Origin of the sequence: Bradyrhizobium sp. LMTR 3, assembly GCF_001693485.1 — a bacterium.
Taxonomy (GTDB): Bacteria; Pseudomonadota; Alphaproteobacteria; order Rhizobiales; family Xanthobacteraceae; genus Bradyrhizobium.
The window spans coordinates 66,790-92,391 of the sequence record NZ_MAXC01000001.1 but is presented as its reverse complement, the minus strand read 5'-3'; the positions used below and the strand labels follow the sequence as shown (position 1 = coordinate 92,391).

26 protein-coding genes are annotated in these 25,602 nt (G+C 63.2%); 8 read left to right on the top strand and 18 right to left on the bottom strand.

The features are described from left to right. Position 1: 1 nt before the first annotated feature. The 11 genes from LMTR3_RS00445 to LMTR3_RS00395 form a co-directional block, all read right to left on the bottom strand. Positions 2-856, bottom strand: coding sequence for an alpha/beta hydrolase (locus LMTR3_RS00445; RefSeq protein WP_065743149.1), 855 nt, complete (start codon positions 854-856; stop codon positions 2-4). 18 nt (positions 857-874) lie between these two features. Next, positions 875-2,272 (bottom strand): NAD(P)(+) transhydrogenase (Re/Si-specific) subunit beta, encoded by a 1,398-nt coding sequence (locus LMTR3_RS00440; RefSeq protein ID WP_065743148.1) that lies wholly within the window; start codon positions 2,270-2,272, stop codon positions 875-877. A gap of 43 nt (positions 2,273-2,315) precedes the next feature. Beyond that, the gene (locus LMTR3_RS00435) at positions 2,316-2,633 is read right to left on the bottom strand and encodes a proton-translocating transhydrogenase family protein (RefSeq protein ID WP_018453812.1); all 318 of its coding nucleotides are present in this window, start codon (positions 2,631-2,633) and stop codon (positions 2,316-2,318) included. A gap of 11 nt (positions 2,634-2,644) precedes the next feature. Beyond that, complete coding sequence (locus tag LMTR3_RS00430) at positions 2,645-3,772, bottom strand: Re/Si-specific NAD(P)(+) transhydrogenase subunit alpha (RefSeq protein ID WP_065743147.1); 1,128 nt, start codon at positions 3,770-3,772, stop codon at positions 2,645-2,647. A 134-nt stretch (positions 3,773-3,906) separates the two neighbouring features. After that, the gene (locus tag LMTR3_RS00425; protein ID WP_065743146.1) at positions 3,907-4,059 is read right to left on the bottom strand and encodes an aa3-type cytochrome c oxidase subunit IV; all 153 of its coding nucleotides are present in this window, start codon (positions 4,057-4,059) and stop codon (positions 3,907-3,909) included. A gap of 83 nt (positions 4,060-4,142) precedes the next feature. Beyond that, positions 4,143-4,529: a type II toxin-antitoxin system death-on-curing family toxin gene (locus LMTR3_RS00420; RefSeq protein WP_084029304.1), complete on the bottom strand. Its 387-nt coding sequence runs from the start codon at positions 4,527-4,529 to the stop codon at positions 4,143-4,145. Beyond that, entirely contained in the window at positions 4,526-4,786 is a 261-nt protein-coding gene (locus LMTR3_RS00415) for an AbrB/MazE/SpoVT family DNA-binding domain-containing protein (RefSeq protein ID WP_065743145.1), read from the bottom strand. The genes LMTR3_RS00420 and LMTR3_RS00415 overlap by 4 nt, the downstream gene beginning before the upstream one ends. Before the next feature lie 182 nt (positions 4,787-4,968). Next, positions 4,969-5,556, bottom strand: a complete 588-nt coding sequence (locus LMTR3_RS00410) for a dioxygenase family protein (RefSeq protein WP_210184666.1) — start codon at positions 5,554-5,556, stop codon at positions 4,969-4,971. Positions 5,557-5,659: 103 nt separating this feature from the next. Next, positions 5,660-7,522, bottom strand: a complete 1,863-nt coding sequence (locus LMTR3_RS00405) for a M3 family oligoendopeptidase (RefSeq protein WP_065743143.1) — start codon at positions 7,520-7,522, stop codon at positions 5,660-5,662. Positions 7,523-7,564: 42 nt separating this feature from the next. After that, positions 7,565-8,008 carry a hypothetical protein gene (locus LMTR3_RS00400; RefSeq protein ID WP_065743142.1) on the bottom strand — a complete coding sequence of 148 codons (444 nt, stop codon included), beginning with the start codon at positions 8,006-8,008 and terminating at the stop codon, positions 7,565-7,567. Beyond that, positions 8,005-8,337: a helix-turn-helix domain-containing protein gene (locus tag LMTR3_RS00395; RefSeq protein WP_065743141.1), complete on the bottom strand. Its 333-nt coding sequence runs from the start codon at positions 8,335-8,337 to the stop codon at positions 8,005-8,007. The genes LMTR3_RS00400 and LMTR3_RS00395 overlap by 4 nt, the downstream gene beginning before the upstream one ends. 147 nt (positions 8,338-8,484) lie before the next feature. On the opposite strand from LMTR3_RS00395, the gene LMTR3_RS00390 reads away from it, so the two are divergent. The 5 genes from LMTR3_RS00390 (at position 8,485) to mepK (ending at position 15,542) form a co-directional block, all read left to right on the top strand. Further along, positions 8,485-8,757: a hypothetical protein gene (locus LMTR3_RS00390; protein ID WP_141686406.1), complete on the top strand. Its 273-nt coding sequence runs from the start codon at positions 8,485-8,487 to the stop codon at positions 8,755-8,757. Positions 8,758-8,877: 120 nt separating this feature from the next. Further along, positions 8,878-9,522, top strand: coding sequence for a TerC family protein (locus tag LMTR3_RS00385; protein ID WP_065743139.1), 645 nt, complete (start codon positions 8,878-8,880; stop codon positions 9,520-9,522). A 102-nt stretch (positions 9,523-9,624) separates the two neighbouring features. Next, positions 9,625-11,124: a sigma-54-dependent transcriptional regulator gene (locus tag LMTR3_RS00380; RefSeq protein WP_065743138.1), complete on the top strand. Its 1,500-nt coding sequence runs from the start codon at positions 9,625-9,627 to the stop codon at positions 11,122-11,124. 359 nt (positions 11,125-11,483) lie between these two features. Then, complete coding sequence (locus LMTR3_RS00375; RefSeq protein WP_065743137.1) at positions 11,484-13,643, top strand: L,D-transpeptidase family protein; 2,160 nt, start codon at positions 11,484-11,486, stop codon at positions 13,641-13,643. A 255-nt stretch (positions 13,644-13,898) separates the two neighbouring features. Beyond that, positions 13,899-15,542 (top strand): peptidoglycan L,D-endopeptidase MepK, encoded by a 1,644-nt coding sequence (gene mepK / locus LMTR3_RS00370; RefSeq protein WP_065743136.1) that lies wholly within the window; start codon positions 13,899-13,901, stop codon positions 15,540-15,542. 204 nt (positions 15,543-15,746) lie between these two features. On the opposite strand, the gene LMTR3_RS00365 is transcribed toward mepK, so the two are convergent. Both LMTR3_RS00365 and LMTR3_RS00360 read right to left on the bottom strand, forming a co-directional pair. Then, positions 15,747-16,019: a DUF2312 domain-containing protein gene (locus LMTR3_RS00365; protein ID WP_057847308.1), complete on the bottom strand. Its 273-nt coding sequence runs from the start codon at positions 16,017-16,019 to the stop codon at positions 15,747-15,749. 309 nt (positions 16,020-16,328) lie between these two features. Beyond that, positions 16,329-16,631: a DUF1244 domain-containing protein gene (locus LMTR3_RS00360; protein ID WP_065743325.1), complete on the bottom strand. Its 303-nt coding sequence runs from the start codon at positions 16,629-16,631 to the stop codon at positions 16,329-16,331. A 199-nt stretch (positions 16,632-16,830) separates the two neighbouring features. Between LMTR3_RS00360 and LMTR3_RS00355 the strand changes: the two genes are divergently transcribed. Both LMTR3_RS00355 and pyk read left to right on the top strand, forming a co-directional pair. Next, on the top strand, positions 16,831-17,409 hold the full coding sequence (locus LMTR3_RS00355) for a DUF1036 domain-containing protein (RefSeq protein ID WP_065743135.1): 579 nt from the start codon (positions 16,831-16,833) through the stop codon (positions 17,407-17,409). Further along, positions 17,406-18,842 carry a pyruvate kinase gene (gene pyk, locus LMTR3_RS00350; RefSeq protein ID WP_065743134.1) on the top strand — a complete coding sequence of 479 codons (1,437 nt, stop codon included), beginning with the start codon at positions 17,406-17,408 and terminating at the stop codon, positions 18,840-18,842. The genes LMTR3_RS00355 and pyk overlap by 4 nt, the downstream gene beginning before the upstream one ends. A 138-nt stretch (positions 18,843-18,980) precedes the next feature. Here pyk and LMTR3_RS00345 read toward each other — a convergent pair whose 3' ends face one another. The 3 genes from LMTR3_RS00345 to LMTR3_RS38280 form a co-directional block, all read right to left on the bottom strand. Then, positions 18,981-19,406, bottom strand: a complete 426-nt coding sequence (locus LMTR3_RS00345) for an OsmC family protein (RefSeq protein WP_065743133.1) — start codon at positions 19,404-19,406, stop codon at positions 18,981-18,983. A gap of 89 nt (positions 19,407-19,495) precedes the next feature. Continuing rightward, on the bottom strand, positions 19,496-20,170 hold the full coding sequence (locus tag LMTR3_RS00340) for a TetR/AcrR family transcriptional regulator (RefSeq protein ID WP_065743132.1): 675 nt from the start codon (positions 20,168-20,170) through the stop codon (positions 19,496-19,498). Further along, entirely contained in the window at positions 20,140-20,526 is a 387-nt protein-coding gene (locus LMTR3_RS38280; RefSeq protein ID WP_065743131.1) for a hypothetical protein, read from the bottom strand. Before LMTR3_RS38280 ends, LMTR3_RS00340 begins: the two co-directional genes overlap by 31 nt. Between LMTR3_RS38280 and LMTR3_RS00330 the strand changes: the two genes are divergently transcribed. Further along, positions 20,526-21,338, top strand: coding sequence for a sialate O-acetylesterase (locus LMTR3_RS00330; RefSeq protein WP_065743130.1), 813 nt, complete (start codon positions 20,526-20,528; stop codon positions 21,336-21,338). The two genes, LMTR3_RS38280 and LMTR3_RS00330, sit on opposite strands and share 1 nt — an antisense overlap. A 144-nt stretch (positions 21,339-21,482) precedes the next feature. Here the strand turns inward: LMTR3_RS00330 and LMTR3_RS00325 are convergent, their stop codons facing one another. Both LMTR3_RS00325 and LMTR3_RS00320 read right to left on the bottom strand, forming a co-directional pair. Further along, on the bottom strand, positions 21,483-22,613 hold the full coding sequence (locus LMTR3_RS00325; protein ID WP_084029300.1) for a ribonucleotide-diphosphate reductase subunit beta: 1,131 nt from the start codon (positions 22,611-22,613) through the stop codon (positions 21,483-21,485). A 25-nt stretch (positions 22,614-22,638) separates the two neighbouring features. After that, entirely contained in the window at positions 22,639-25,542 is a 2,904-nt protein-coding gene (locus tag LMTR3_RS00320; protein WP_065743129.1) for a ribonucleoside-diphosphate reductase subunit alpha, read from the bottom strand. Positions 25,543-25,602 lie beyond the last annotated feature (60 nt).

Genomic DNA, 25,602 nt, shown 5'->3' with positions numbered 1-25,602 from the left:
GTCAGGTTCCCAGCCGGTTGGACGGAAGATACGCCCGTCCATGCTGCGACCATCCCTGCGCAAGGTTGATAAAATTCCGCGCGATTTCAATCGCGCCGAAATTGTCCAGATCGTTGTGACCTCCCCGGGCAAGGCGGACAAACCGCTTCGGCTCGTTGGCCAGCGCGAACAGCCGTTCGCCAAAGGCAACGGGTATCGTGGGATCGAGCGCGCCATGCATCATGAGCAGCGGAACCCTGATCCGGGCGATGCGCCGGTCGGAGTGGAACTGATCCCGCATCAACAGCCGCACCGGCGCGAACCAGAACGCGGACGCGCCGACGTCCACGATGGACGTATAGGACGATTCCAGGATCAGCTTTCCGACCGGCTGTTCGGCTGCCAGCGCAACCGCGACGCCGGTGCCCAGGGAGAATCCCCACGCAACGATTCTGTCCGCGCTGTATCGCGCTGCCGTGAAAGCATAGGCCGCCGCGGCATCCTGCAGCAATCCCTGCTCGCTCGGCTGCCCGCTCGAGCCGGCATAGCCGCGATAGGAGAGCGCGACGATTCCTGTCCCGTCGGCGATCAGGCCGCGAAACCGGCCGAAGAAGCCGGCGAGATAATCGCCATTGCCGTGGAAGTAGAGGACGACCGGGCGCCCCGGCCTGGCCGGAACATGCCAGACGATGACCTTCTCACCGTCGGCTGTGGCCAGGACATGTTCTTCTGCTTCGGGAAAGCCAGCCGCTTGCGGCGGCGTGCGCACGCTTGTCGGGGCAGGAAACAGCACGGCGCGCTGCGCGAAGAACATCGCGAGCAGACCACAGATATAACCCGCCGAAACGATGATCAGCAGCCATTTCAGCCCGGTCATGAATGTCCTGCGATCGCGTTACATCCCCTTGACGATGTTCTCGGTGACCTTCTTGGCGTCACCGAGCAGCATCATGGTGTTGTCGCGGTAGAACAGCGGATTGTCGATGCCGGCATAGCCCGACGCCAGCGAGCGCTTGATGAACATCACGGTGCCGGCCTTCCAGACCTGCAGCACCGGCATGCCGTAGATCGGCGAGGTCTTGTCTTCTTCCGCCGCCGGGTTGGTGACGTCGTTGGCGCCGATCACGAAGGCGATGTCGGCCTGGGCGAATTCGGAGTTGATGTCCTCGAGCTCGAACACCTCGTCATAGGGCACATTGGCTTCGGCGAGCAGCACGTTCATGTGGCCGGGCATGCGGCCCGCGACCGGGTGAATGGCGTACTTCACCTCGACGCCTTCCTTCTTCAACAGGTCGGACATCTCGCGCAGCGCGTGCTGGGCCTGCGCCACCGCCATGCCGTAGCCGGGTACGATGATGACTTTGGAGGCGTTCTTCATGATGAAGGCGGCGTCGTCGGCCGAGCCGAGTTTTGCCGGCTTCTGCTCGCCGGAGCCGCCGCCCGCGGCCGCCGTCTCGCCGCCGAAGCCGCCGAGGATGACCGAGATGAACGAGCGGTTCATCGCGTGGCACATGATGTAGGACAGGATCGCGCCGGACGAGCCGACCAGCGCGCCGGTGATGATCAGCGCGGAATTGCCGAGCGTAAATCCGATGCCGGCCGCGGCCCACCCCGAATAGGAGTTCAGCATCGAGATCACGACCGGCATGTCGGCGCCGCCGATCGGGATGATCATGAGCACGCCCAGCACCAGCGCGATGATGGTGATCAGCCAGAAGTCGAGCGCGCTGCCGGAGCGGACCAGGCCGAAAATGAAGAACACCAGCGCAAGCGCGAGCGCGATGTTGATGATGTGGCGGCCGGGCAGGATGATCGGAGCACCGCTCATGCGCGCGGAGAGCTTCAGGAAGGCGATCACCGAACCGGTGAAGGTCAGCGCGCCGATGGCGACGCCAAGCGACATCTCGACCAGGCTCGAGGCGTGGATGGCGCCGGGCTTGCCGATATCGAAGGCTTCCGGCGCATAGAAGGCGCCCGCGGCGACCAGCACCGCGGCCATGCCGACCAGCGAGTGGAAAGCAGCGACCAGTTCCGGCATCGACGTCATCGGCACGCGCCGCGCGATCACCGCCCCGACCGTCCCGCCGATGGCGATGCCGAGGATGACCAGCACCCAGGCGACAGCGTCCGCCGGCGGATGACTGGCGAGCGTCGTGCCGACTGCAATCGCCATGCCGATCATGCCGAACAGATTGCCCTGGCGGGACGATGCCGGGCTCGACAGCCCGCGCAGCGACAGGATGAACAGCACACCTGCCACAAGATAAAGAACTGCTGCCAGATTGGCGTTCATCTCAGGTCCCCATTTGACTTTATCACCACGAGGTGCGCGCCACTCACTTCACCTTTTTCTTGTACATCGCCAGCATGCGCTGGGTGACAAGGAAGCCGCCGAAAATGTTCACGCAGGCGAAGATCAGCGCGATGAAGCCGAAACCGCGCGCCCAGCCCGAGCCGCTCGAGATCATGCCGACGCCGACCGCGAGCAGCGCGCCGACCACGATCACCGAGGAGATCGCATTGGTCACCGACATCAGCGGCGTATGCAGCGCCGGCGTCACCGACCAGACCACGAAGTAGCCGACGAAGACGGCTAGGACGAAAATCGACAGCCGAAATACGAAGGGATCGACGACTTGGGCGACATGCTCCATGGCTTCTCTCCTTAGGCTTTCGGCTGGAAGTTCGGATGGATGACGGCGCCATCCTTGGTCAGCGCGGTGGCTTTCACCAGTTCGTCTTCCCAATCGACCGCGAGCGCCTTGTTCGCCTTGTCGACCAGCGTCTCGATGAACGAGAACAGGTTGCGGGCGTAAAGGCTCGAGGCCGATTGCGCCACGCGGCCGGCGACATTGGTGTAACCGACGATCTTGATGCCATCGAGATCGACGACCTCGCCCGCCTTTGCGCCTTCGACGTTGCCACCGCGCTCGACGGCGAGATCGACCAGCACCGAGCCCGGCTTCATCGATTTGACCATCTCGGCGCTGACGAGCCTTGGCGCGGGGCGACCCGGGATCAGCGCGGTCGTGATCACGATGTCCTGCTTCTTGACGTGCTCGGCGGTGAGTGCGGCCTGCTTTGCCTGATACTCTTTCGACATTTCCTTGGCGTAGCCACCGGCGGTCTGGGCGTTCTTGAACTCTTCGTCCTCGACCGCGAGGAATTTGGCGCCGAGCGATTCGACCTGCTCTTTGGTGGCCGGACGCACGTCGGTTGCGGTAACGACGGCACCGAGCCGGCGCGCGGTCGCGATTGCCTGCAGGCCGGCAACGCCGACGCCCATCACGAACACCTTCGCCGCCGGCACGGTGCCGGCCGCCGTCATCATCATCGGGAACGCGCGACCAAAGGACTCGGCCGCCTCGATCACCGCGCGATAGCCGGCGAGATTTGCCTGCGAGGACAGCACGTCCATCACTTGCGCGCGCGTAATGCGCGGCATCAGTTCCATCGCAAATGCCGAGACGCCGGCATCCGCGATCGTCTTCAGCGCCGCCTCATTGCCGTAAGGGTCCATGATGGCGATGACCAGCGCGCCGCGCTTGTACCTGGCGAGTTCTGAGGCCTCCGGCCGTTTCACCTTGATGATGATGTCGGCGTCCTTCAACGCGTCCGCGCTGACGGTGGCGCCGACGGCGGTGAATTCGAAATCCGGCAGCCCCGACTTGATGCCCGCACCCGGTTCGATCGCAACTTCGGCGCCCAGCGCCTTGAATTTCTTGATTGTGTCCGGGGAAGCGGCAACCCGCGGTTCGGACGGATCGATTTCCTTGGCAACGGCAATTTTCATGAGGCCTCCCCGGCGCGGCAGGCGCGCGCAAGCAAACTAGCGTCTTTTCCGCTTAGTTGGATACCGGTTTCGCAACCGGCATGCGTGCGAATTTTCTGGCCACCGCCAGGGCCGGCGGTGCAGGCAGCGACGCGTCAGGTCAGGAAATAGCCCATCAGGGCGACAATGATGACGACGGCGACGGTGCCGTATTTGACCAACATGATGAACCCTTCATAGGTCTGCTCATGGGCCGCGTAGTCGTTGCCGTCAGCGGTCGTGTAGGCCACTTCGTTATGGTCTGCCATCGGTATCCCCAGTCAAAATCCGCGTTTCTCGCGTGCAATTACCGCAAAGCGTTTGGGAGGGCAACGGCCCCTTGCCTATCGGGTCATTCGGAAGGCCAATTATCCCGGATCCAGCGGGCCAGGCTTTCTTCGCTGACCTCGCCTGCGGCGAGGGAAAGGATGATGGCGGTGGCGTGCGCCGGATCGGGCGCAAAGGGTATGTCGTTGACGCGCAAGAAGACCATCATGGCGTGGAACGCAATACGCTTGTTGCCGTCCACGAACGCGTGGTTACGGGCGAGACCGAACGCATAGGCTGCGGCAAGTGCAGGCATGTCCACGTGCCCGTCATTCCATCGGTTAGCTGACCGCAAAACCGCCAACTCGAGAAGGCCACGATGCCGAGTGCCTTCCGGTCCGCCGAATATCGCCAGTTGCTCGGCATGCATGTCGATGACTTCGTCGACATCGAGCCAGATGGGATCGCTCACTTTGCAAGCGCGGCGAACGTATCGCGATATTCGTGCATGACCTGGCGGGCGATTTCCATGGTCCGCGCGTGCTTGGGATTGAATGGCGAAAGCCGCAGGCTGCCATCCGGTTGTTCGACCGGATAGAACTTGTCGCCTTCCTTGAGATTGAGCCGGGCAAGAAGCTCTTTCGGCAGGATCACACCGACCGAATTACCGATCTTCCGGATTTGAAGGGCGGTGTCCTCCAGCCTGTATTCGCGAGAGGCTTCTTCCATTCCGCGAGGGGTTTTGTTCATGGCACGAGCTCCGTTATACAATATGTATAACGCATCTCAGCGGCCCGTTCAACAAATGTTTTACGCTTGGCTCTCGGGCCGCCCCAACCCCTCCAGCAATTTCCAACCCGTCTCGAAACGTCGCCTGGAAATGCATCGCCCGGCCGGAAGGCGAGCCGCCACTAGCCGACCACGAAATCGAAACGCCCCGCGAGCCAGCCGGCGTTCTTGGCCGTGCGCACCAGCAACTCCTTGCGAAACAGGCCGTCAGTACGGTTCAGCGCTTCGCCCGGGAAATAGAGCTGGGTGGTCAGCACGCGGCCGCCGCCCGGCTGCACTTTCACGTGGATATGGCGTGTACGGCCGACATAGGCGCCGGGCACGATGCTGCGCAACCGGTAGCGCCCTTCCGCATCGGAGAATTGGTGGCCACGCAAGCGAAAACCGGAATTGTCATATCGGCCCTTGTCGTCGGCCTGCCAGAAATCCAGCAAGGCTCCGGCGATCGGTTTGCAGGCGCGGGTAAGGACGAAGCCGACCAGTTCGATCGGCTGTCCTGGCATGCCTTCTTCAATCAGTTCGACCCGCTCGGGCGAAGAAGGCTTGAAGAACGGCCCTTCGGTCTGCGCCACTGTTGCGGCGTCGCCGTCATGGCATTCGGGGGTGGGAGCAAGCGGGGCCTGAGCAACGCTACCGTCGATGACAAGCAGCGAACCGGCTGCGAAGACGCCCGCTCCAAGGACAACGCGCCGCGTCGGGGTGTCGATCATGGGGCACTCCCCTTCTGTCGTCACCGACATCATGTAGGGCGCCGGCGGCAGAAATTGAGTCAGCGCCCATCACAATTCCGTTTCGTGCCCGCGGCCGAACCCGTCAGCCCATCGATTCCAGCTCGTCGATCATGCCTGCGATGACCGACAGCCCGCCGTCCCAGAATTTGGGATCCTTGGCATCCAGCCCGAACGGCTTGAGCAGTTCGGAATAATGCTTGGTGCCGCCGGCCGCGAGCATGGCGAGATAGCGCTCTGCGAAACCCTCGGCGGCGTTTTCGTAGACGGCGTAAAGCGAGTTCACCAGGCAATCGCCGAACGCATAGGCATAGACGTAGAACGGCGAATGGATGAAGTGCGGAATGTACATCCAGAAGTTTTCGTAGCCCGGGCGGATGTCGATGGCCGGCCCGAGGCTTTCACCCTGCACGCTGAGCCAGATCTGGCCGATGCGCTCGGCGGTCAGTTCGCCGTTCTTGCGCTCGGTGTGCACGGCGCGCTCGAACGAATAGAACGCAACCTGCCGCACCACGGTGTTGATCATGTCCTCGACCTTGCCGGCCAGCAGCGCCTGGCGCTGCTTGGCGTTTTTGGTCTGCGACAGGAGCCGCTTGAAGGTCAGCATTTCGCCGAACACGCTTGCCGTCTCCGCAAGCGTCAGCGGCGTCGGCGCCATCAGCGCGCCGTTCTTCGCCGCCAGCACCTGGTGCACGCCATGGCCGAGCTCATGCGCCAGCGTCATCACGTCGCGTGGCTTGCCCTGGTAATTCATCAGCACATAGGGATGCGCCGAGGGCGTGGTCGGGTGCGAGAACGCGCCCGGCACCTTGCCCGGCCGCACCGGCGCATCGATCCAGCGGTCGGTGAAGAAACGTTCCGCGATATCAGCCATCTCGGCGGAGAAGCCGCGATAGGCCGTCAGCACCATCTTCTGCGCCTCGGGCCAGGCGATCGTGCCGGCCGCCGCGAACGGCAGCGGCGCGTTGCGGTCCCAATGCGCCAGCTTCTTCTTTTTGAACCAGCCGGCCTTCAGATTGTAGTAGCGGTGCGACAGCCGCGGATAGGCCGCGCGAACCGAGCCGACCAGCGCATCGACGACCTCGCGTTCGACGCGGTTATTCAGATGGCGCGAATCCGCAACGTCCTGGAAGCCACGCCAGCGATCGGAAATCTCCCTGTCCTTGGCGAGCGTGTTGGTGACGAGGGCAAAGGTCCGCTCATTATCCTTGAACGTTTTCGCCAGCGCCTGCGCAGCGGCCTTGCGCTTTTCCGGCGCGCGGTCCTGCAGCAGATTGAGCGTCGGCTCGATCGCGAGCGCCTTGGTCCCGACCTTGAAGCGCAGGCCGGAGATGGTCTGGTCGAACAGCCGGTTCCAGGCGGCATAGCCGCTCTGGGATTTTTCGTGAAACAACTGCTCGACGCGATCTTCGAGCTGATATGGCTTGTCCTTGCGCAGATCCTCGATCCACGGCCGGAAATGCGCGAGCTCGGGCGTTTGCATCGCGCGCTCGATCACGGCGTCTTCGATGCGGTTGAGTTCGAGCGCGAAGAACAGCAGATGCAGCGAGGCCGCCGTCAGCCGCTCGGAGACGTCGCCGTAGAACTTGGAAATCACGGGATCGACGCTGTCGCCGGCATGAACGAGGCCTGCATAGGAGCCGAGCCGGCCGGCCAAATCGTCAATCGCCTCGTAGCGCCTGATCGCCTCCGCCAGCCAAAGACCGCCCTCGTCGCGGGCAACGCCTTCCGCCAGCTTGCCTTTGTAATCCGTTTCAAACGCGACGCAGTCGGTATCCATCTTCTGCAGATCGCGTGCGATTTCAGGCGCGTCGATGCCGGAATAAAGATCGGCGAGATTCCACTCCGGCAATTTGCCGGTTTTGGGTTTGGCTGTGCTCGCCTTGCTGCCCTTGGCGGGCTTACGGGACGTCTTGACGGCTCGGGAGGTCGCAGATTTTGCGCTCATGACACTTTCAGAATTGAGAGGTGATCAGGAAATTGGGCGAGATCAGGCGAAAGCCGAAAGCTGCGGTGCCAATTGGACAAGCAGTTCCTCGCTTTCGGCGAGCATCGGCTCGAGCCTTTCGTGCATCACGCTACGGACCGCGCACCATAACACGATCACGCGTACCATAAGCCACGACGTGCTCGGGACTGCCGCCCGCGCGTGCAGCGCGACGAGATCGAGGTTTCGGTGCTCGAAGAGCAGCCGCCCAAAACCATCCTCAAGGATATAATTTCCGCCGATCCGCGACACGCACAGCTCGCAAGCCTGATCCGGAAGCGGTCCCAGCAGGTAGAACTGGGCATCACGCTTCTCCGTCATGCCGGTTTCCCATTCGCGTCCGGTGCCCGGCGCAAGCGCGGCGTTCAGAGCCGCGACAATGGTGCTGAGTTCTCGCTCGCTCCACTCGCCCGCGTCCTGTCTGCGCTCGAACGCAACCACGCTCATGTGCTTTCCGCTCCGAACAGCAGCCGGTGCAATTCCGGCTCGTAGTATCTTAACAGATGCCTAGCGAAGGCGGCCGGTTCAAGACCCAATTCGCCGGCCCAAGCTCCCATAACTTCAGTTGGAACTCGACTGAACCCGTTCTCGACCTGGGAGATGAACGTGTAATATTTCAGGCCGAGGCGGGCAGCGAGGTCTGCCTGCGACAATTCGGCATCCGCCCTTCGCTGCTTCAACCAATCCCCGGCCAGTTTCCGCAACTGCTTGGCGTCCGGCGCGGCCTTAGCCGGCTGGCGTTCAGCGGAACCATCTTGATGTTTTACTCGTTTCATGATTACTAAACTATCTGGAATGAATGACCGGGTAGGTAATGTTCCCTACCACAATCTTAGCTCGCGAATAAGAATCCGATGGCCTTCTTGGACCGCAGTCAGATTGTTGAAACGACCGCCCGCTCCCCTGCGGCTCGCGGCAAGGAGTTGTTCGCCGGCATCCTGCTCGTGGCGCTGATTGCGACCGTGGGAATCCGGAACGTGGTGCCGGCGGATGCGCTGGCGCCCGCGATCGTCACGCTGCTCTTCGGCGTTGCCGCCTTGACGGCCGGCTTCGCGCTGATCTGCCGGCGCGACCGATTCCGCATCATGTGGTTCGACCTCGCCGGAAGCCTGACGTTCATCGGCGTCGTCATCTCCGTTCTGATCGAGCCGGACCAGATGGTCAGGCTCTTCACCCTCCCGGATCAACCTGAGTAACGGCAACGAATCTATCCGCAGTCTGACTGCGTCCTTTTTTGCGCACGTCCAAGCCCGGGCCCCTCTGGCAGTTCACGCGAACTGCGATGTCGGATTGGACACTTCAACGGAGTGGCCCGCATGCTGGAATTAATCTCCTCGCAACACCTGACAGCGCTCTTCCAGGTCATCATGATCGACCTGGTGCTCGCCGGCGATAATGCGATCGTCATCGGACTTGCGGCCGCGGGTCTCCCCGAGGGCCAGCGCAGGAAGGCAATTGTGATCGGCATATTGGCCGCCACCGCCCTGCGCATCGGCTTCGCCTCCGTAACGGTCCAGTTGCTGCAAATCATCGGACTGCTGCTCGCCGGCGGCGTTCTGCTGCTTTGGGTGTGCTGGAAGATGTGGCGCGAGTTGCGTACGTCGCATCATGATGAACCGAAATTGCAGAGTCTCTCAGCCGCAAGCACGATCGACGCGTCCGCCGCTGGACGTCATCAAAAAACGCTTGGCCAGGCCGTCTGGCAGATCACGCTCGCCGACGTCTCGATGTCGCTCGATAACGTGCTCGCCGTCGCGGGCGCAGCGCGCGAGCATCCGATGATTCTGGTTTTCGGATTGGCGCTCTCCATCGCGCTGATGGGGCTTGCCGCCAACTTCATCGCGCGCCTGCTGGAGAAGCACCGCTGGATCGCCTATGTCGGCCTCGCCATCATACTCTATGTGGCTCTCGACATGTGCTATCGCGGCGCGCTCGAAGTGTGGCCACACCTCAGCGTCTAGCCGCTTCTCAACAACGCCGTTTTCAACGTTTAAGAGAACGTTAATCGGCATCGGCGAAATTTGCCCCGATTCGGTACAATACAGTAGCGTGCGGGGAGAGCCATGGCTGCCACCATTTTGATTGCCGACGACGACGCCGTGCAGCGCCGTTTGGTTGAAAACATGGTGCAGAAGTGCGGCTATGAGCCCCTGGTCGTCGACAGCGGCGATGCGGCCGTCGCTTTACTGACGGCTCCGGATGCGCAGGCGATCGACGCGGTCGTGCTCGACCTCGTAATGCCCGGCCTCGATGGGCTCGGCGTGCTCGCAAAAATGCGCGAAGCAGGCCTGAGCATCCCCGTCATTGTGCAGACCGCGCATGGCGGCATCGACAATGTGGTTTCGGCGATGCGCGCCGGCGCGCAGGATTTCGTGGTTAAGCCGGTCGGCTTCGAACGGCTGCAGGTGTCGCTGCGCAACGCGCTCAACACCTCGGCGCTCAAGGGCGAATTGCAGCGCATCCGCCACAGCCGCGAGGGACGGCTGACCTTTGCCGACATCATCACACGCAGCGAAACCATGGCAGCCGTGCTGCGCACCGCGCAGAAGGCGGCAGCTTCCAGCATTCCTGTTCTGATCGAGGGCGAATCCGGCGTCGGCAAGGAATTGTTCGCCCGCGCCATTCACGGTTCCGGCGAACGCAAGGCGAAACCCTTCGTCGCGGTCAATTGCGGCGCCATTCCCGACAATCTCGTGGAATCGATCCTGTTCGGCCACGAGAAGGGCGCCTTCACCGGCGCCACCGAACGGCACGTGGGCAAGTTCGTCGAAGCTTCCGGCGGCACGCTGTTTCTCGATGAAGTCGGCGAGCTCCCGCTCGCAGCGCAAGTAAAACTCTTGCGCGCGCTGCAGGAAGGAACCGTCGAGGCGGTCGGAGGCCGCAAGCCGGTGAAGGTCGATGTCCGCATCATTTCCGCGACCAACCGCAGGCTGCTCGACCTCGTGAAGAGCGGCGCGTTCCGCGAGGACCTGTTCTATCGGCTGCACGTGCTGCCGCTGACCATCCCGCCGCTGCGGATGCGGCGCGAAGACGTCCCGCATCTGCTGCGGTATTTCCTGGCCCGCTTTGCCGCCGAGGAGAACCGCACCATCGCCGGCATCAGCGGCGAGGCCGTGACCCATCTCGCGCAGCTCGATTGGCCCGGCAACATCCGCCAACTCGAAAACACGGTGTATCGCGCCGTCGTCATGAGCGAGAGCGATCAACTCGGCCTGTCTGATTTCCCGCAAGTCCTCGGCCAGGCCGTGCCGGACGGCCAGCTAACGCACAGCGAGCCGCTGGTCGTCGCGCCGTCGACGGCGCCTGCCATGGTGTCGGGTAGCGAAATACCAATTGCCCCGCTCGCCAACGCCGGCAGCCTTTCGATGCTGACCGCCACCGGCGAGGTGCGGCCGCTCGAGGACATGGAAAACGAAATCATCCGTTTCGCGATCTCGCATTATCGCGGCCAGATGTCGGAAGTCGCGCGACGGCTCAAGATCGGTCGTTCCACGCTCTACCGCAAGCTCGATGAAGCTGCCGCCAGCGACCCAGCCGAAGGCGGCGCGCAGGACGCCAGTTGAGACGCGAGCAACGGGTGCTTACGCGATTACGGCGCCCGCGTGGCAAAGATCGTGGCAAACCAAGGACATCGGTCGTTCGGAAGCTTTTGAACCGTGGCTTGGCGGTGACAGACAAAAGGTGGGGAGCGTGGCAAAACCGCGAGATCCGAATGCAAACGGGTAGTTTGAGGTCAGTTTGTCGTGAGTTGTCCCGCATGGCGCTGGCTGCATGAAAGGGGCACATGTATCGTCTGCGTTGAATCATGGCGTGCAGGCGTACGACTGAAAAACCAATCGAGGCCGGCGCTTTCCCGCGCAAGCTATGAACGATGCCAACGACTGTTCCATGCCGGGGCAGTTTCGCCCAAGGGGGTGTGACGATGCGTGACTGTTCGAATCGTGCAGGATTTGACCGCGTGCTGATGGCCGTCGCGGCAACCTTCCTCACGGTATCAGCGACCTCAGCACTGGCGGCTCCGTCGGATACGCCGCGCGCCAGTGCTGCCGAACTCGCGATCGACGCAGCAGTTCCCCGTCCCGAGCCGGCTAACGTTCCGCCTCCCACCATCGGCGATTTCAAGATGGACTCGACCGGCGCGGTGCCCGATGCGGCCAAGACCACAGCGAAGCCGGCCGAACCGGGGACGACCCCGAAGGCGGCTGAACCCAAGACGGATATCAAGACAGATATCAAGCCGACGGAGAACGTCACCGCGCCGGCGGCCAAGCCGAGCGACGCCGCCACGACCACGCCTCCGGCTGCGACAGCCACCGCGCCCGCCCCCGAACCGGCCAAGGAGCCGGTGAAGGTCAGCACCGTCGCACCGGCCGACCAACCGGTCGCCGACCGGTTGCGCGACATGCTCGGCGCCAAATCGCTGCGCGATTTCGACCGCAAGAACGAGCGCGCTGCCGTCGAGAAGTTCTACTCGGCGCGGGACTATGCGCCGCAATGGACGCAAGCCGGCAAATTGACCGACAGCGGCAAGGGCGTGATCGCCCGCCTGAAAGACGCCGCCGCCGAGGGCCTCAATCCTGCCGACTATCCGGTACCTGATTTTGCCGCCGCGACCTCGCCGGACCAGCTCGCCGAAGCCGAACTGAAACTGACCGCGAGCATGCTCGACTATGCGCGACAGGCCCAGAGCGGCCGGATGCACTGGTCGCAGGTCGCTGGCGACATCCTCTACCCCGAGCACCCGACCGATCCGGCCGAAGTGCTTGCCAACATCTCGACCGCCAAGGACGCTTCGGCGGCGCTCGACGGCTACAACCCGCCGCACAAGCTCTACAAGGATCTGAAGGCCAAGCTCGCCGAGCTGCGCGGCCAGGGCGACGGACCGATGATCCACATCGCCGAGGGTCCCGCGCTGGCGTACAAGGCGGCCACCAAGAAGCAGGGTGAGGTCGCGCCGGAAGACCCGCGCGTGCCGCAATTGCGCGCCAAGCTCGGCGTCACCGAAAATCCCGACGGCACGCATTACGACGCCAAGGTTGCTGCCGCCGTGCGCAAATTCCAGGAGAGCGCCGATCTCAAGCCGACCGGCGTGCTCGACGACCGCACGGTGAAGGCGATCAACAGCCCGAAGCGCGACCGGCAGATCGATACCGTCCTCGTCAATCTGGAGCGCTTGCGCTGGCTGCCGCGCCAACTCGGCGCAGCCTCGCTCGGCAACGCCTATGTCATTCTCAATGTGCCCGACTTCACACTGAAGGTGATGCAGAACGGGGCCCCGGTCTGGACAACGAGGGTCGTGACCGGAAAGCCGGGCAAACACGCCACGCCGATGCTGACGGAAACGATGAAGTTCATCACCGTCAATCCGACCTGGAACGTACCGCCGTCGATCATCTACAACGAATATCTGCCTGCCCTGCAGCAGGATCCGACCGTGCTGGATCGCATGGGCTTGAGGCTCGAGCGCCGCCGCGACGGCAGCATCCACATTTCGCAGCCGCCCGGTGAAGCGAATGCGCTCGGCCGCATCCGCTTCAACTTCCCGAACAAGTTCCTGGTCTATCAGCACGACACACCGGACAAGCATCTGTTCGCGAAGGAAGAACGCGCCTTCAGCCATGGCTGCATGCGGGTGCAGAATCCGGATCAATACGCCTCGACCCTGCTCAATATCGTGATGCCGAACGAGCGCTACACGCCGGAAAAGATCCGCAGCATGTACGGCCGCAGCGAGATCGACCTGAAATTCCCGACGCCGATCCCGGTCAACATCACCTACCAGACGGCTTTCGTGGACGATGCCGGCAAGCTGCAGCTCCGCAAGGACGTCTATGGCCGCGACGCCACGATGATCGCCCTGCTCAGGAACGGCCGCAGCAGGGACTTGGAGGCCATGGTTGCCCATGCGCAGCCGAGCTATTCGCGGCCGGCCGGCTCGAGCCTGCCGGCCGGCGTCAACTTCGCCAGCGACAACACCTTCTCCTCCGGCCCGTCATTCTTCGAGCGCCTGTTCGGCGGTCCGTCGCCCATGACGCCGCCGGCCCCGATCGGTCGCCGGCCGCAACCGCGGTTCACCCGGTAATCCGGAGCACCACTGCCCGAGCGTAGAATTTCCGAACAAAATCAACAATCTCTCCCCACCGGAGAGATTGTTTACGTTAACCACCATCCATCCGGATTCGGCACCGGGCACGTTTTCGCCACAGTCAACGCGTTAGGTTAAGGCTTGCTTGGGGGCAGGACGGTAAACCTCGGTTAACCCTCCTGCTTTAAGAAAGCGTTCATCGTCTTTTGCTGGGGGTCTGCAAAAGAAACACCGTGAACGCTCGTCGACTGGGTGGGCTCATACGTGCTGGCTGGTTTCGCGCGCCAATTCAATCCGCTTGCTCTGCCAAAGGCCGGATGTCGGATCGGCTTGACGTCGCTTTTGCTGCTGGCCGGCGCCGGCACGGTGCATGATGCGACGGCGCTGAACGAAACCCGCACCCTCTCCTTCCACCATACCCATTCCGGCGAAGATCTCACCGTCACCTTCAAGCGCGACGGGCGCTACGACGAAGAGGCGCTGAAGAAGCTCAATCACTTCCTTCGCGACTGGCGCAGCCAGGACTCCACCACGATGGATCGGCACCTGTTCGATATCATCTGGGAAGTCTACCGCGACGTCGACGGCAAGAAGCCGATCCAGATCATCTCCGCCTATCGCTCCCCCGCCACCAACTCCATGCTCCGCCGCCGTTCCTCCGGCGTGGCGCGCTTCAGCCAGCACATGCTCGGCCACGCCATGGACTTCTACATCCCGGACGTGCCGCTGGAGCAGATCCGCGCCGCCGGCCTCCGCTTGCAGCGTGGCGGCGTCGGCTTCTACCCGACCTCCGGATCGCCTTTCGTCCACCTCGATACCGGCAGCGTTCGTCACTGGCCGCGCATGACCCACGATCAGCTTGCCAGGGTATTCCCGGACGGACGCACGGTGCACCTGCCGTCCAATGGCGGTCCGATGAAGGGCTATGAACTGGCCCGCGCCGACATCGAACGCCGTGGCAATGGCGATAGTGCCGCGACCATCAAGATGCCGAACCTGTTCGCGGCGCTGTTCAGGGGCGGCAAGTCGACTGAAGAGGATGACGAGGGCGGCGGCGCCCCCGTCAAGAACGAGAAGCCCGCACCGACCAGTGTGGCTGCTGTGAAATCCGCCGAACCGGTCCCGACCCCGCGCGCAAAGCCGGTCGGTGCGACGATCCAGCTCGCGTCGGCCGACGCCCAGCTCGTGTCGGCGCCCAAAGCTCGAGCCGAGCCCAAGCCTGAGACAAACAAGCCTGAGACCAAACAGGTTGCGCAGGCGTCCGCCGACAAGGCCGAGCCGAGGCCGCAAACGCCGGCCGATATCATCAATTCCCGCGGCTTCTGGGACGACGTACCGACCGCGGCGAACCAGGCGACCCCGGCGCAGGTCGCGGCCCTCCGCGCCCGCCAGGCGCTCGCCGCCGCCACCGATCCGCAGCCGACCGCCAGCGTCAGCGACGCGTTCGCCAAGGCAATGGCCTATGCGCCGGCCGCTTCTTCGCCGGTCGATCGCTCCAACGTCGTCGCCGCGTCCGCGGCTATCCCGCGCCCTGCCCGCCCGGCGCGCAACTCCGGCGCCGCAGCGACCGAGATCAACACCGTTGTCGCCAAAGGCACCCAGGGTCAGGACAGCGTGGTCTCCACGTCGACCCGCCTTGCCGCCGCGCAGGGCAACAATATCTGGATGCGGGTGGTGATGCTGGCGCCGAGCGCCAGCAGCGCGATGTCGACGACCGTGCTCGGCGACACCGAGATGACCCAGATGCGCGCCCACTTCGTCAAGCCGCAGGCCGCGGTCTCCATGACGTTCTCGGAAGATCCGATGATGGGCATGACCTGCGATCGCTTCACAGGATCGGCAACCGCACAACTGCCGACGCAGTCGTTCGTGCTGCGCACCGCCGCGCTGCGCTAGGCGCCCTTTCCGCAAAATTCGCCGTCGTCCTCGCGAACGCGAGGACCCATAACCACGAGCGTGCGCGTTAGAGCCGGCTGTGGCCCCAGCTTTGCACAACGTTACCATTTGTGGTTATGGGGCCCGGCTCGCGCTCACGGAGCCTGTCATCGGGCCGGCCGAGGGCCGGACCCGTTGGTTCGCTTGGCCAGGACGACGGAAACGTCACAGCATCCCGAGCGCCTGCATGTAGGTTTCCAAAATGGTTTCCTGCTCGGCGCGCTCGTTGGCATCCTGCTTGCGCATCCGCACGATGGTGCGCAGCGCCTTGGTGTCGAAGCCGTTGCCCTTGGCTTCGGCATAGACGTCACGGATGTCGTCGGAGATCGTCTTCTTCTCTTCTTCCAGACGCTCGATGCGCTCGATGATGGCCTTGAGCTGGTCTTTGGCGAATCTTGTCGCGGGCTCGTCCTGGACGGCGGCGGCGGAGGTGGCCATCGGGTACTCCTGAGTGGAACTGATTGTGATGCTCGAAGATCAAGCGCCGCACGCGTTACCGCACGGCGCTTTTGTGCGGATGACCCTCAAGATCGGGGGGCCTTGCGTCAAGGCAGCATCGCGCTCATCCACAGCGCGCCCACAGGAGAAGGGGGCACGCTGTCATTCCGGGGCGATGCGAAGCATCGAGCTATGGTGCGCAATTGCGCACCTGAGAATCTCGAGATTCCCCGATGCGCGGTTGCGCATCTGAGGTCTGGTGCTAGCGCACCATCCCGGAATGACGAACTCACTACGTGTATGTTGAACTCACTGCCCGGGATGAACCTTCTTCATTGCGGCTAGCTGCTCGGGCGTCGCGGCGCCCTGATATTTCGCCTTCCAATCCTCATAGGGCATGCCGTAGACCGCCTCGCGGCTCTCGTCCTTGCTGACGGCGACCCCCTTGGCGTCGGCCTCCTCCTTCATCCAGTTGGACAGGCAGTTACGGCAGAAGCCGGCCAGATTCATCAGATCGATGTTCTGCACGTCGGTGCGGGCACGCAGGTGGCCGACCAGGCGCCGGAAAACGGCGGCTTCCAGTTCTGTTCTGGTTTTGTCGTCGATCGTCATGGCCTTGGATCCCGCATCACATGTGCCGAGCATATTGGTATCAGGTGGCAATTGTCACAGATTTTGCCATATCTGCGCGCAAATTGGCGATCTCACAAGGGAGTCCCGGTTTCCCATAGCGCGGGAAAGGCGTTCCCGGCCGTTGACAGGCCCCGCCAGGTCACGCGAAATCGTAAATGATTTGATATAGCTTCGCCGCATGATCGGAAAATATTCGCGCTGCTTGTCTCCCCTCCCCGCTCGCGTGACCGCCGCCGGCCTTGCGCCGCTGCTTGCGGTGGCGTGTCTGTGGAGCAGTCCAGCGGCGGCCGATTTCCGGCTCTGCAACAACACGTCCAGCCGGGTCGGCATCGCGCTGGGCTACAAGGATGCCGAGGGCTGGACCACTGAAGGGTGGTGGAACGTGTCGTCACGCAGTTGCGAGACACTGCTGCGCGGAACTCTTGTTGCGCGCTACTATTACATCTACGCGCTCGACTATGACCGTGGCGGCGAATGGTCGGGGCAGGCCTTCATGTGTTCGCGTGATAAGGAATTCACCATCAAGGGTACCGAGAACTGCCTGGCGCGCGGCTATGACCGCACCGGGTTCTTCGAGGTCGATACAGGCGAACAGCGAGCGTGGACCGTGCAATTGACAGAAGCCAACGAGCAGCCCGCGCAGCGCGTGCCGGGAATTCCAGGAACAATGGGACCGGGGGGCCCCGGCGGGGTTCCCGGCCTGTCCAATCCGCCGGGCGGACCGGGTCTGCCGCCAGCCCCGGCGCCCAAGCAATGAGACGGCTCCGTCGCATCAAGATTCTCGCGACCCTCGGCCCGGCATCGTCCGACAGCGCGATGATCCGGAAGCTGTTCGAGGCGGGTGCGGACGTATTCCGCATCAACATGAGCCACACACCGCACGACAAGATGCGCGAGTTGGTCAATACCATCCGCAATGTCGAGAGCAGCTACGGCCGTCCGATCGGCATTCTCGTCGACCTGCAGGGACCGAAGCTGCGGCTTGGCGCGTTCACCGAAGGTTCGACCCAGTTGAAGAACGGCCAGAGCTTTGTACTCGATTCCGACAAAGCGCCGGGAGACAACAACCGCGTGCAGTTGCCGCATCCGGAAATCCTCGCCGCACTTCGGCCGGGCCATGCGCTGCTGCTCGACGACGGCAAAGTGCGCCTGATCGCCGAGGAAACCTCGTCCGAACGCGCGGTAACGCGCGTGGTGATCGGCGGCAAGATGTCGGACCGCAAGGGCGTCAGCCTGCCCGATACCGACCTGCCTGTGTCGGCGATGACGCCGAAGGATCGGGCCGATCTCGAAGCAGCCCTGGTGACCGGTGTCGACTGGATCGCGCTCTCCTTCGTGCAGCGCGCCGAGGACGTCCATGAAGCCAAGCGGATGATCCGCGGCCGCGCCGCTGTCATGGCCAAGATCGAAAAGCCGCAGGCGATCGACCGGCTCGCCGAAATCATCGATGCTTCCGACGCGCTGATGGTGGCGCGCGGCGACCTCGGCGTCGAGCTGCCGCTGGAGCGGGTGCCGAGCCTGCAGAAACAGATGACGCGGATGGCGCGCCGCGCCGGCAAACCGGTGGTGATCGCAACCCAGATGCTGGAATCGATGATCCAGGCGCCGGTGCCGACGCGCGCCGAAGTCTCCGACGTAGCGACCGCGGTCTATGAAGGTGCCGACGCCATCATGCTGTCGGCGGAGTCCGCCGCCGGCAAATTCCCGATCGAAGCGGTTTCGACCATGAATCGCATCGGCGAAGAGGTGGAGCGCGATCCGACCTATCGCTCGGTGCTGTCGGCGCAGCGGGCCGAACCGGAGAATACGGTCGGCGACGCCATCGCCGACGCCGCGCGGCAGATCGCCGAGACGCTGGAATTGTCGGCGATCATCTGCTGGACCTCGTCGGGCTCCACGGCGATCCGCGTGGCGCGCGAGCGGCCGAAGCTGCCGGTGGTGGCGATCACGCCGAACCTTGCGACCGGCCGCAAATTGTCGGTCGTCTGGGGCGTGCATTGCGTGGTGGCGGAAGATGCGCACGACCAGGACGACATGGTCGACCGCGCCGGCTCGATCGCGTTTCGTGACGGCTTCGCCAATGCAGGCCAGCGCGTGATCATCGTCGCCGGCGTGCCGCTTCGCATCCCCGGCACCACCAACATGGTGCGCATCGCCACTGTCGGTGGGGAAGGCAAGCCCGATAAGTGATGGGATCACCGTCATTCCGGGGCGATGCGCAGCATCGAACTACGGGGCGCCCCTTGCGCCCCTGAGAATCTCGAGATTCCCCGATGCGCAATCGCGCATCTGAGGTCTGGTCCTGCGGACCATACCGGTATGACGGTGCTACTGCAGCGTCGCGTCCAGCGTGATCTTGGTATTCAGCAGTTTCGACACCGGACAGCCCGCCTTCGCTTTACCAGCCAGATCCTCGAACTTTGCCTTGTCGGCGCCCGGAATCTTCGCATTCAGCGTCAGATGAATCGAGGTGATGGCAAAACCATCGCCCTGTTTTTCGAGCGTCACGTCGGCCTTGGTTTCCATGTGCTCGGCGGTGAGCTTGGCTTCCCCCAGAATCAGCGACAGCGCCATCGTGAAGCACGCGGCATGCGCCGCGCCGATCAATTCCTCCGGATTGGAGCCAGGCTTACCCTCGAAGCGACTCGAAAATCCGTAAGGATAATCGTTCAGCGCGCCGCTTTTGGTCGAGATCGCGCCCTTGCCGTCCTTGATGCCGCCCTGCCATTTGGCGGACCCTGATGTCGTGCTCATCGCATGCTCCTGATCGCGGGTTGGACCGTCGATAAGCCGCAGCGGGGCAAATGGTTGCGACAGAGGCGTGTCGCAAAGGGGGGAAGTTTCTAGGCCCCGACCAGCGCCTTGGCCGGCAGCACCGCCTGCACCACGAGGCCGCGGGCGCGGGCATCCATCACGCCGACGGCGCGCAGCGCCAAAAGTGTGACCGTTTGCACGGCATCGCGCAGCTTCGCTGGGTCATCCAGATTCTCGGGCGCCAGCGGGCCAACCAGCGATTCATGCAGCGCACCGAGCAGCGCGGTGGCGGCGAGCGCGGTATCCTGCGCCGGCAGATGGCCGGCACGCACCGCGGCGTCAATTCTGGCAGCGATCTCGCCGGAGATTTCGCGGCGGCTGGCAAGCCGCGACACCGAGACGTCGACATCGACAGGTTCGGCCAGAATGCCCCAGGCGAGCTTGCGCTGCGACAGCACATGCACGGCAACCGTGGTGACGGCGGCGGCGAGCGCCGAGGACGGTCCCGGCGCCGCATCCGCCGCGCGGCGGATCGCGGCCAGTTCGTCCCGCGAAACCTCGGCGATCAGTTCGGAAATCAGTTCGGCCTTGGAGGGGAAGTAACGATAGACGGTGCCGGCCGCGACATTTGCGCGGACCGCAACCGGGGCGATCTGCACCGCCGCCATGCCGCCTTCGGCCGCAGCGTCCCGCGCCGCCGCCAGGATGGCGCTACGCCGCGCCGCCAGTCGCTTTACGACCTGATGGGTTCGCCGATAGACCATGGCGCGTTTTCCGTCCCCGGCGCGCCCTCAAGCCCCGAGGAGCCTGCCAGAACGCGCACACCTTCAATGTCTTGAGCGATAGAGAGCTCATCGCTTTGAAGAAGTGAACTACTATTCACGGCTGATGACAAGGCGGTTTTGAAACGCAGGTCGGGAGAGATTTGCCGGGGGGGCTTGCGGACCATTAACAAGCTCTCAACACTGGCCGGTTTAGCATGCGCCGAGTTGGGCGGCCTCAGATCGGTCGCGATCCGCCCCGGATCGGTAAACACGGTCTGATGCACGCCGTCTTGCGATGATCGGGCGAGCTGCGTGCTCCCGCGATGAAGCTGAATTGCCTTGGAGAGCAGGTCCATTGTCGCGGCTTATCGCGTTCCTGAGTACCGGCCTTCTGATCGGTACGTTTGCGGGCCCGCTACTGACGTCGAGCGCCCACCAGACCGGTTTGGCTGCGCTTGCCCCGCCGGCGCGTGTCGAACGGCCCTGCGCCCACACCTCCGGCAACACGGCAATCATCGTCGTGCACGGCCAGAGCAATGCGGGCAATTGGGGAAGCGCCCGACATACCGCGCGCGAAGCCGTCGACAATTTCGACCCGCTCACGGGCAAATGCTTTGCTGCCGCCGATCCCCTGCTGGGCGCCGATGGCATAGGCGGGAGCTTTGCAACGCGACTCGGCGACATCCTGATCCAGGCCGGGCGCTACGATCGCGTGATCGTCGTACCCCTTGCCATTGGCAGCTCCTCGCTTTCGTTTTTGAACAATGAGCGGGCGGATTGGATCACAAACGCCATCTCGAAGCTGAAGGCAGCGGGCCTGACGCCGACGCATTTTCTGTTTCAGCAAGGTGAAACGGACGCGAGGTCAACGATATCAGCAGAACAATATGCCTCGCTGTTGCATCAGCTCGTGAAGCGATTTCGAGCGGCCGGGTTCGATGCGCCCTTCTATCTGTCACGCAGCACCAAATGCGGCATGGCCGAGCCGAAGAACACGGCTGCGGTACGTGCCGGTCAACTCTCCGCTGTCGATGACGCGCTCAACATCCGCCAAGGGCCCGATACCGACACGATCGGAAATGACGGCCGCAACCCCTCCGACGCTTGTCACATGAACGAGACCGGCACGCTTGCCAACGCCGCTCTCTGGGCGGCATTCATCAAGTAGCGGTCGACGACCTGACGTCTTGACGCGCCTCACGTTTACAAAGAGCGTCCACCTGACTGCCTCATTGAGAAATCACGTGGTATGGGTCCCCGCGTTCGCGGGGACGACGTGTTGGGAGAGGACGTGTTGAGAGTATGGCTTCCCCTACTCCCAGCTCAGCGCACCGCCGTTCTGGTACTCGATCACCCGCGTCTCGAAGAAATTCTTCTCCTTCTTCAGGTCCATCGCTTCCGACATCCAGGGAAACGGATTCTCGGTCTCGTCGAACACCCGCTGCAGCCCGAGCTGCGCGCAGCGGCGGTTGGCGATGAAGTGCATGTAGCTCTCGCACAGCGCCGCATTCAACCCGAGAAAGCCGCGCGGCATGGTGTCCCGCCCGTAGGCCGCTTCCAGCTCGGCCGCCTCGCGCACCATGGCGCGGACTTCGTCCTGGAACGCCTTGGTCCAGAGATGCGGGTTTTCGATCTTGATCTGGTTGATGACATCGATGCCGAAATTCAGGTGGATGGACTCATCGCGCAGTATGTACTGGTACTGCTCGGCAATGCCGACCATCTTGTTGCGGCGGCCGAGCGAGAGGATCTGCGCGAAGCCCGTATAGAACCACATGCCTTCGAATATGACGTAGAAGGCGACGAGATCGCGCAGGAACGCCTGATCGGCTTGCGGTGTCCCGGTCCTGAAATCGGGATTGTCGAGATGCTGCGTGTGCTTCAGCGCCCAGGCCGCCTTGTCGGTAATCGACGGCACCTCGCGATACATGTTGAACAGCTCGCCCTCGTCCAGCCCCAAGCTTTCGACGATGTATTGAAAGGTGTGGGTGTGAACCGCCTCCTCGAAGGATTGCCTCAGCAGATATTGCCGGCACTCCGGATTGGTCAGATGACGGTAGATCGCCAGCACGATATTGTTGGCGACCAGGCTTTCGGACGCCGCGAAGAAGCCGAGGTTGCGCTTGATGGCGCGGCGCTCGTCTTCCGTCAGCCCATCGCGCGACTTCCACAGCGCGATGTCGGCCTGCATCGAGACTTCGGTAGGCATCCAGTGATTGTTGCAGCCGGCGAGATATTTCTCCCAGGCCCATTTGTATTTCAGCGGCAGCAATTGATTGACGTCGGCGCGGCAGTTGATCATCCGCTTGTCGTCGACGGATACGCGTCCGCCGCGACGATCTATCATGCCGAGGCCGGTTTGTTCGGCCTGGGTAACGAATTGCACCACGACGGGCGGCGGCGTCTGACGCGGGGATGCGGATGGTTCGGACCAGTCGAGCATTGTGGTTTCCTCTTGTTCTTGCTGCTTACTGGCAGGCTTCGCATTCGGGATTATCGATCGAGCACGCCACCGCACCGGTTAAATCCGGCGCGGTGGCGGCCGGCGCGACGATGATCGGGGCTGGAGCCATCATCGCCGCGGACGCGACGCTATTGAGCTTGCCGTCGGTCCCCCGGAGCGTGGACTTTTCGACATGCGTCGCGCTGCGCGAGCGCAGGTAATAGGTCGTCTTCAACCCGCGCGCCCACGCCAGCCGATAGAGCGCATCGAGCTTCTTGCCGCTAGGGTTGGCGATATAGAGGTTGAGCGATTGCGACTGGTCGATCCATTTCTGCCGCCGCGACGCCGCCTCGATCAGCCAGGCGCTGTCGATCTCGAATGCGGTGGCATAGAGCGCCTTGAGGTCGCCGGGAATGCGATCGACGGCCCCCAAGCTGCCGTCGAAATATTTGAGGTCGTTGACCATCACTTCGTCCCACAGCCCGCGCGCCTTGAGGTCGCGGACCAGAAATTCGTTCACCACGGTGAAGTCGCCGGACATGTTGGATTTGACGTAGAGGTTCTGGTAGGCGGGCTCGATCGACTGCGCGACGCCGCAGATGTTGGAAATCGTCGCGGTCGGCGCGATCGCCATCACGTTCGAATTGCGCATGCCGGTCGATTTGACTCGCTCCCGCAGACGATCCCAATCGAGCGTCATGCCGCGGTCCATCGCGAGGTCGCCGCGGGCTTCCGCCAATAGTTCGATCGAATCGATCGGCAAGATGCCGCGGCTCCACAGCGAGCCATCGAACGACGGATAGCGCCCGCGCTCGGCCGCCAGATCGACGGAGGCCGAAATGGCGTAATAGGAAATCATCTCCATGCTGGTATCGGCGAACGTTACCGCCGCATCGGAAGCCATCGCGATCCGCATCGCCTGCAGCGCATCCTGGAATCCCATCAGCCCGAGACCGACCGGACGGTGCCGCAGGTTCGAACGGCGCGCTTCGGGGATGGTGTAGAAATTGATGTCGATGACGTTGTCGAGCATCCGCATTGCCGTCGTCACACTGCGTTGCAGCCGCGCCTCGTCCAGCCGGCCTTCCCGAACGTGATTGAGCAGATTGATCGAGCCGAGATTGCAGACGGCGGTCTCGTCGTCCGACGTATTAAGCGTGATCTCGGTGCAGAGGTTCGAGGAATGAATCACGCCGGCATGGCGCTGCGGCGAGCGCAGGTTGCAGGGATCCTTGAACGTGATCCAGGGATGCCCGGTCTCGAACAGCATGGTCAGCATCCTGCGCCAGAGATCCGTGGCACGGATCTGCTTGAACACGCGGATCTCGCCCCGCGCCGCCTTTGCTTCGTAAGCTGCGTAACGTTCGGCGAATGCGTTGCCGTAGAGGTCATGCAGGTCGGGCGTCTCGTCCGGCGAGAACAGCGTCCATTCGCCGTCGGTCTCGACGCGCTGCATGAACAGGTCGGGCACCCAGTTCGCGGTGTTCATGTCATGGGTGCGGCGGCGGTCGTCGCCGGTGTTCTTGCGCAGGTCCAAAAATTCCTCGATGTCGATGTGCCAGGTTTCGAGATAGGCGCAGACCGCGCCTTTGCGCTTGCCGCCCTGGTTGACGGCGATCGCGGTGTCATTGGCCACCTTTAGAAACGGCACCACGCCCTGACTTTCGCCATTGGTGCCCTTGATGTGGGCGCCGAGCCCACGCACGCGGGTCCAGTCGTTGCCGAGCCCGCCGGAATATTTTGCGAGCAGCGCATTGTCCTTGACCGACTTGAAGATGCCGTCGAGATCGTCCGCGATGGTGGTGAGGAAGCAGGACGACAATTGCGGCCGCAGCGTGCCGGAATTGAACAGCGTCGGGGTCGAGGCCATGAAGTCGAACGACGATAAGAGATCGTAGAACTCGATTGCGCGCGCCTCGCGGTCGATCTCACGCATCGCCAGCCCCATCGCGACGCGCATGAAGAACGCCTGCGGCAACTCGATGCGGTTGCCGTGCACATGCAGGAAATAGCGGTCGTACAGCGTCTGCAGACCCAGAAACTGGAACGCCAGGTCGCGCTCCGGATTCAGCGCCGCGGCAAGCTTTTTCAGGTCGAAGCGCGCCAGATCGGGATCGAGCAGTTCGGCCTTGATGCCGGCCTTGATATAGGCCGGAAAATATTCGCCGTAGCGCTCGGCCATCTCGGCCTGCGACGCGCTGGTCGGCGTATCACGCACGAAAGACAGCACCTCGGTGCGCAGCTTGTCGAGCAAGAGCCGCGCGCTGACATAGGCGTAGTTCGGCTCCTGCTCCACCAGTGTGCGCGCGGCCATCACCGACGCCAGCGCCAGTTCGTCCTCGCTGATGCCGTCATAGAGATTGCGCTGCGTCTCGGCGAGCACCGCCGTGGCGCCGACGCCCTCGAGACCGGCACAGGCTTCTTCGACGATCAGCGTCAGCCGCGCGATATCGAGCGGGACCTGCGCGCCACTGGCCAGCGTGACACGTAACGAGGGCTTCCCCGATGGCTGGGTGGCCCTCACGTCCTGTCCGGCACGCCTGCGCGTGCGTTCCTCGCGATAGAGCACATAGGCGCGCGCGACCTTGTGGTGCTCGCTGCGCATCAGGGCGAGCTCGACCTGGTCCTGCACGTCCTCGATATGAAAGGTGCGGCCCTCGCTCATCCGGCGCGACAGCGCGCCGACGACTTCGGCGGTCAGTTGCTCGACGATTTCATGCACCCGGCGGGAGGCCGCCGCGCCATGCCCCTCGACCGCGAGAAACGCCTTGGTCATCGCGACCGAAATCTTGCTCGCGTCGAATTTCGAAACCGTGCCGTTGCGGCGAATCACCTGCATCGGCGGCTGCGCTTCCGAGGCGGCAAGCGATTCGGGGCGCGGTCGAATGAATGGAGCGGCGTTGGCTTCGCGATCGAGAGAGAGTGACATCAAGAGACCCCGTAGTGCTGTTGGGGCCGGATGTCAGAGGACGCTACAGCTTAGCCCACG

Coding starts and splice junctions, on each gene's coding strand:
- LMTR3_RS00445 (WP_065743149.1), bottom strand. CDS start 856: ATGACCGGGCTGAAATGGCTGCTGATCATCGTTTCGGCGGGTTATATC.
- LMTR3_RS00440 (WP_065743148.1), bottom strand. CDS start 2,272: ATGAACGCCAATCTGGCAGCAGTTCTTTATCTTGTGGCAGGTGTGCTG.
- LMTR3_RS00435 (WP_018453812.1), bottom strand. CDS start 2,633: ATGGAGCATGTCGCCCAAGTCGTCGATCCCTTCGTATTTCGGCTGTCG.
- LMTR3_RS00430 (WP_065743147.1), bottom strand. CDS start 3,772: ATGAAAATTGCCGTTGCCAAGGAAATCGATCCGTCCGAACCGCGGGTT.
- LMTR3_RS00425 (WP_065743146.1), bottom strand. CDS start 4,059: ATGGCAGACCATAACGAAGTGGCCTACACGACCGCTGACGGCAACGAC.
- LMTR3_RS00415 (WP_065743145.1), bottom strand. CDS start 4,786: ATGGAAGAAGCCTCTCGCGAATACAGGCTGGAGGACACCGCCCTTCAA.
- LMTR3_RS00410 (WP_210184666.1), bottom strand. CDS start 5,556: ATGATCGACACCCCGACGCGGCGCGTTGTCCTTGGAGCGGGCGTCTTC.
- LMTR3_RS00405 (WP_065743143.1), bottom strand. CDS start 7,522: ATGAGCGCAAAATCTGCGACCTCCCGAGCCGTCAAGACGTCCCGTAAG.
- LMTR3_RS00400 (WP_065743142.1), bottom strand. CDS start 8,008: ATGAGCGTGGTTGCGTTCGAGCGCAGACAGGACGCGGGCGAGTGGAGC.
- LMTR3_RS00395 (WP_065743141.1), bottom strand. CDS start 8,337: ATGAAACGAGTAAAACATCAAGATGGTTCCGCTGAACGCCAGCCGGCT.
- LMTR3_RS00385 (WP_065743139.1), top strand. CDS start 8,878: ATGCTGGAATTAATCTCCTCGCAACACCTGACAGCGCTCTTCCAGGTC.
- LMTR3_RS00380 (WP_065743138.1), top strand. CDS start 9,625: ATGGCTGCCACCATTTTGATTGCCGACGACGACGCCGTGCAGCGCCGT.
- LMTR3_RS00375 (WP_065743137.1), top strand. CDS start 11,484: ATGCGTGACTGTTCGAATCGTGCAGGATTTGACCGCGTGCTGATGGCC.
- LMTR3_RS00365 (WP_057847308.1), bottom strand. CDS start 16,019: ATGGCCACCTCCGCCGCCGCCGTCCAGGACGAGCCCGCGACAAGATTC.
- LMTR3_RS00360 (WP_065743325.1), bottom strand. CDS start 16,631: ATGACGATCGACGACAAAACCAGAACAGAACTGGAAGCCGCCGTTTTC.
- LMTR3_RS00355 (WP_065743135.1), top strand. CDS start 16,831: ATGATCGGAAAATATTCGCGCTGCTTGTCTCCCCTCCCCGCTCGCGTG.
- pyk (WP_065743134.1), top strand. CDS start 17,406: ATGAGACGGCTCCGTCGCATCAAGATTCTCGCGACCCTCGGCCCGGCA.
- LMTR3_RS00345 (WP_065743133.1), bottom strand. CDS start 19,406: ATGAGCACGACATCAGGGTCCGCCAAATGGCAGGGCGGCATCAAGGAC.
- LMTR3_RS00340 (WP_065743132.1), bottom strand. CDS start 20,170: ATGGTCTATCGGCGAACCCATCAGGTCGTAAAGCGACTGGCGGCGCGG.
- LMTR3_RS38280 (WP_065743131.1), bottom strand. CDS start 20,526: ATGGACCTGCTCTCCAAGGCAATTCAGCTTCATCGCGGGAGCACGCAG.
- LMTR3_RS00325 (WP_084029300.1), bottom strand. CDS start 22,613: ATGCTCGACTGGTCCGAACCATCCGCATCCCCGCGTCAGACGCCGCCG.
- LMTR3_RS00320 (WP_065743129.1), bottom strand. CDS start 25,542: ATGTCACTCTCTCTCGATCGCGAAGCCAACGCCGCTCCATTCATTCGA.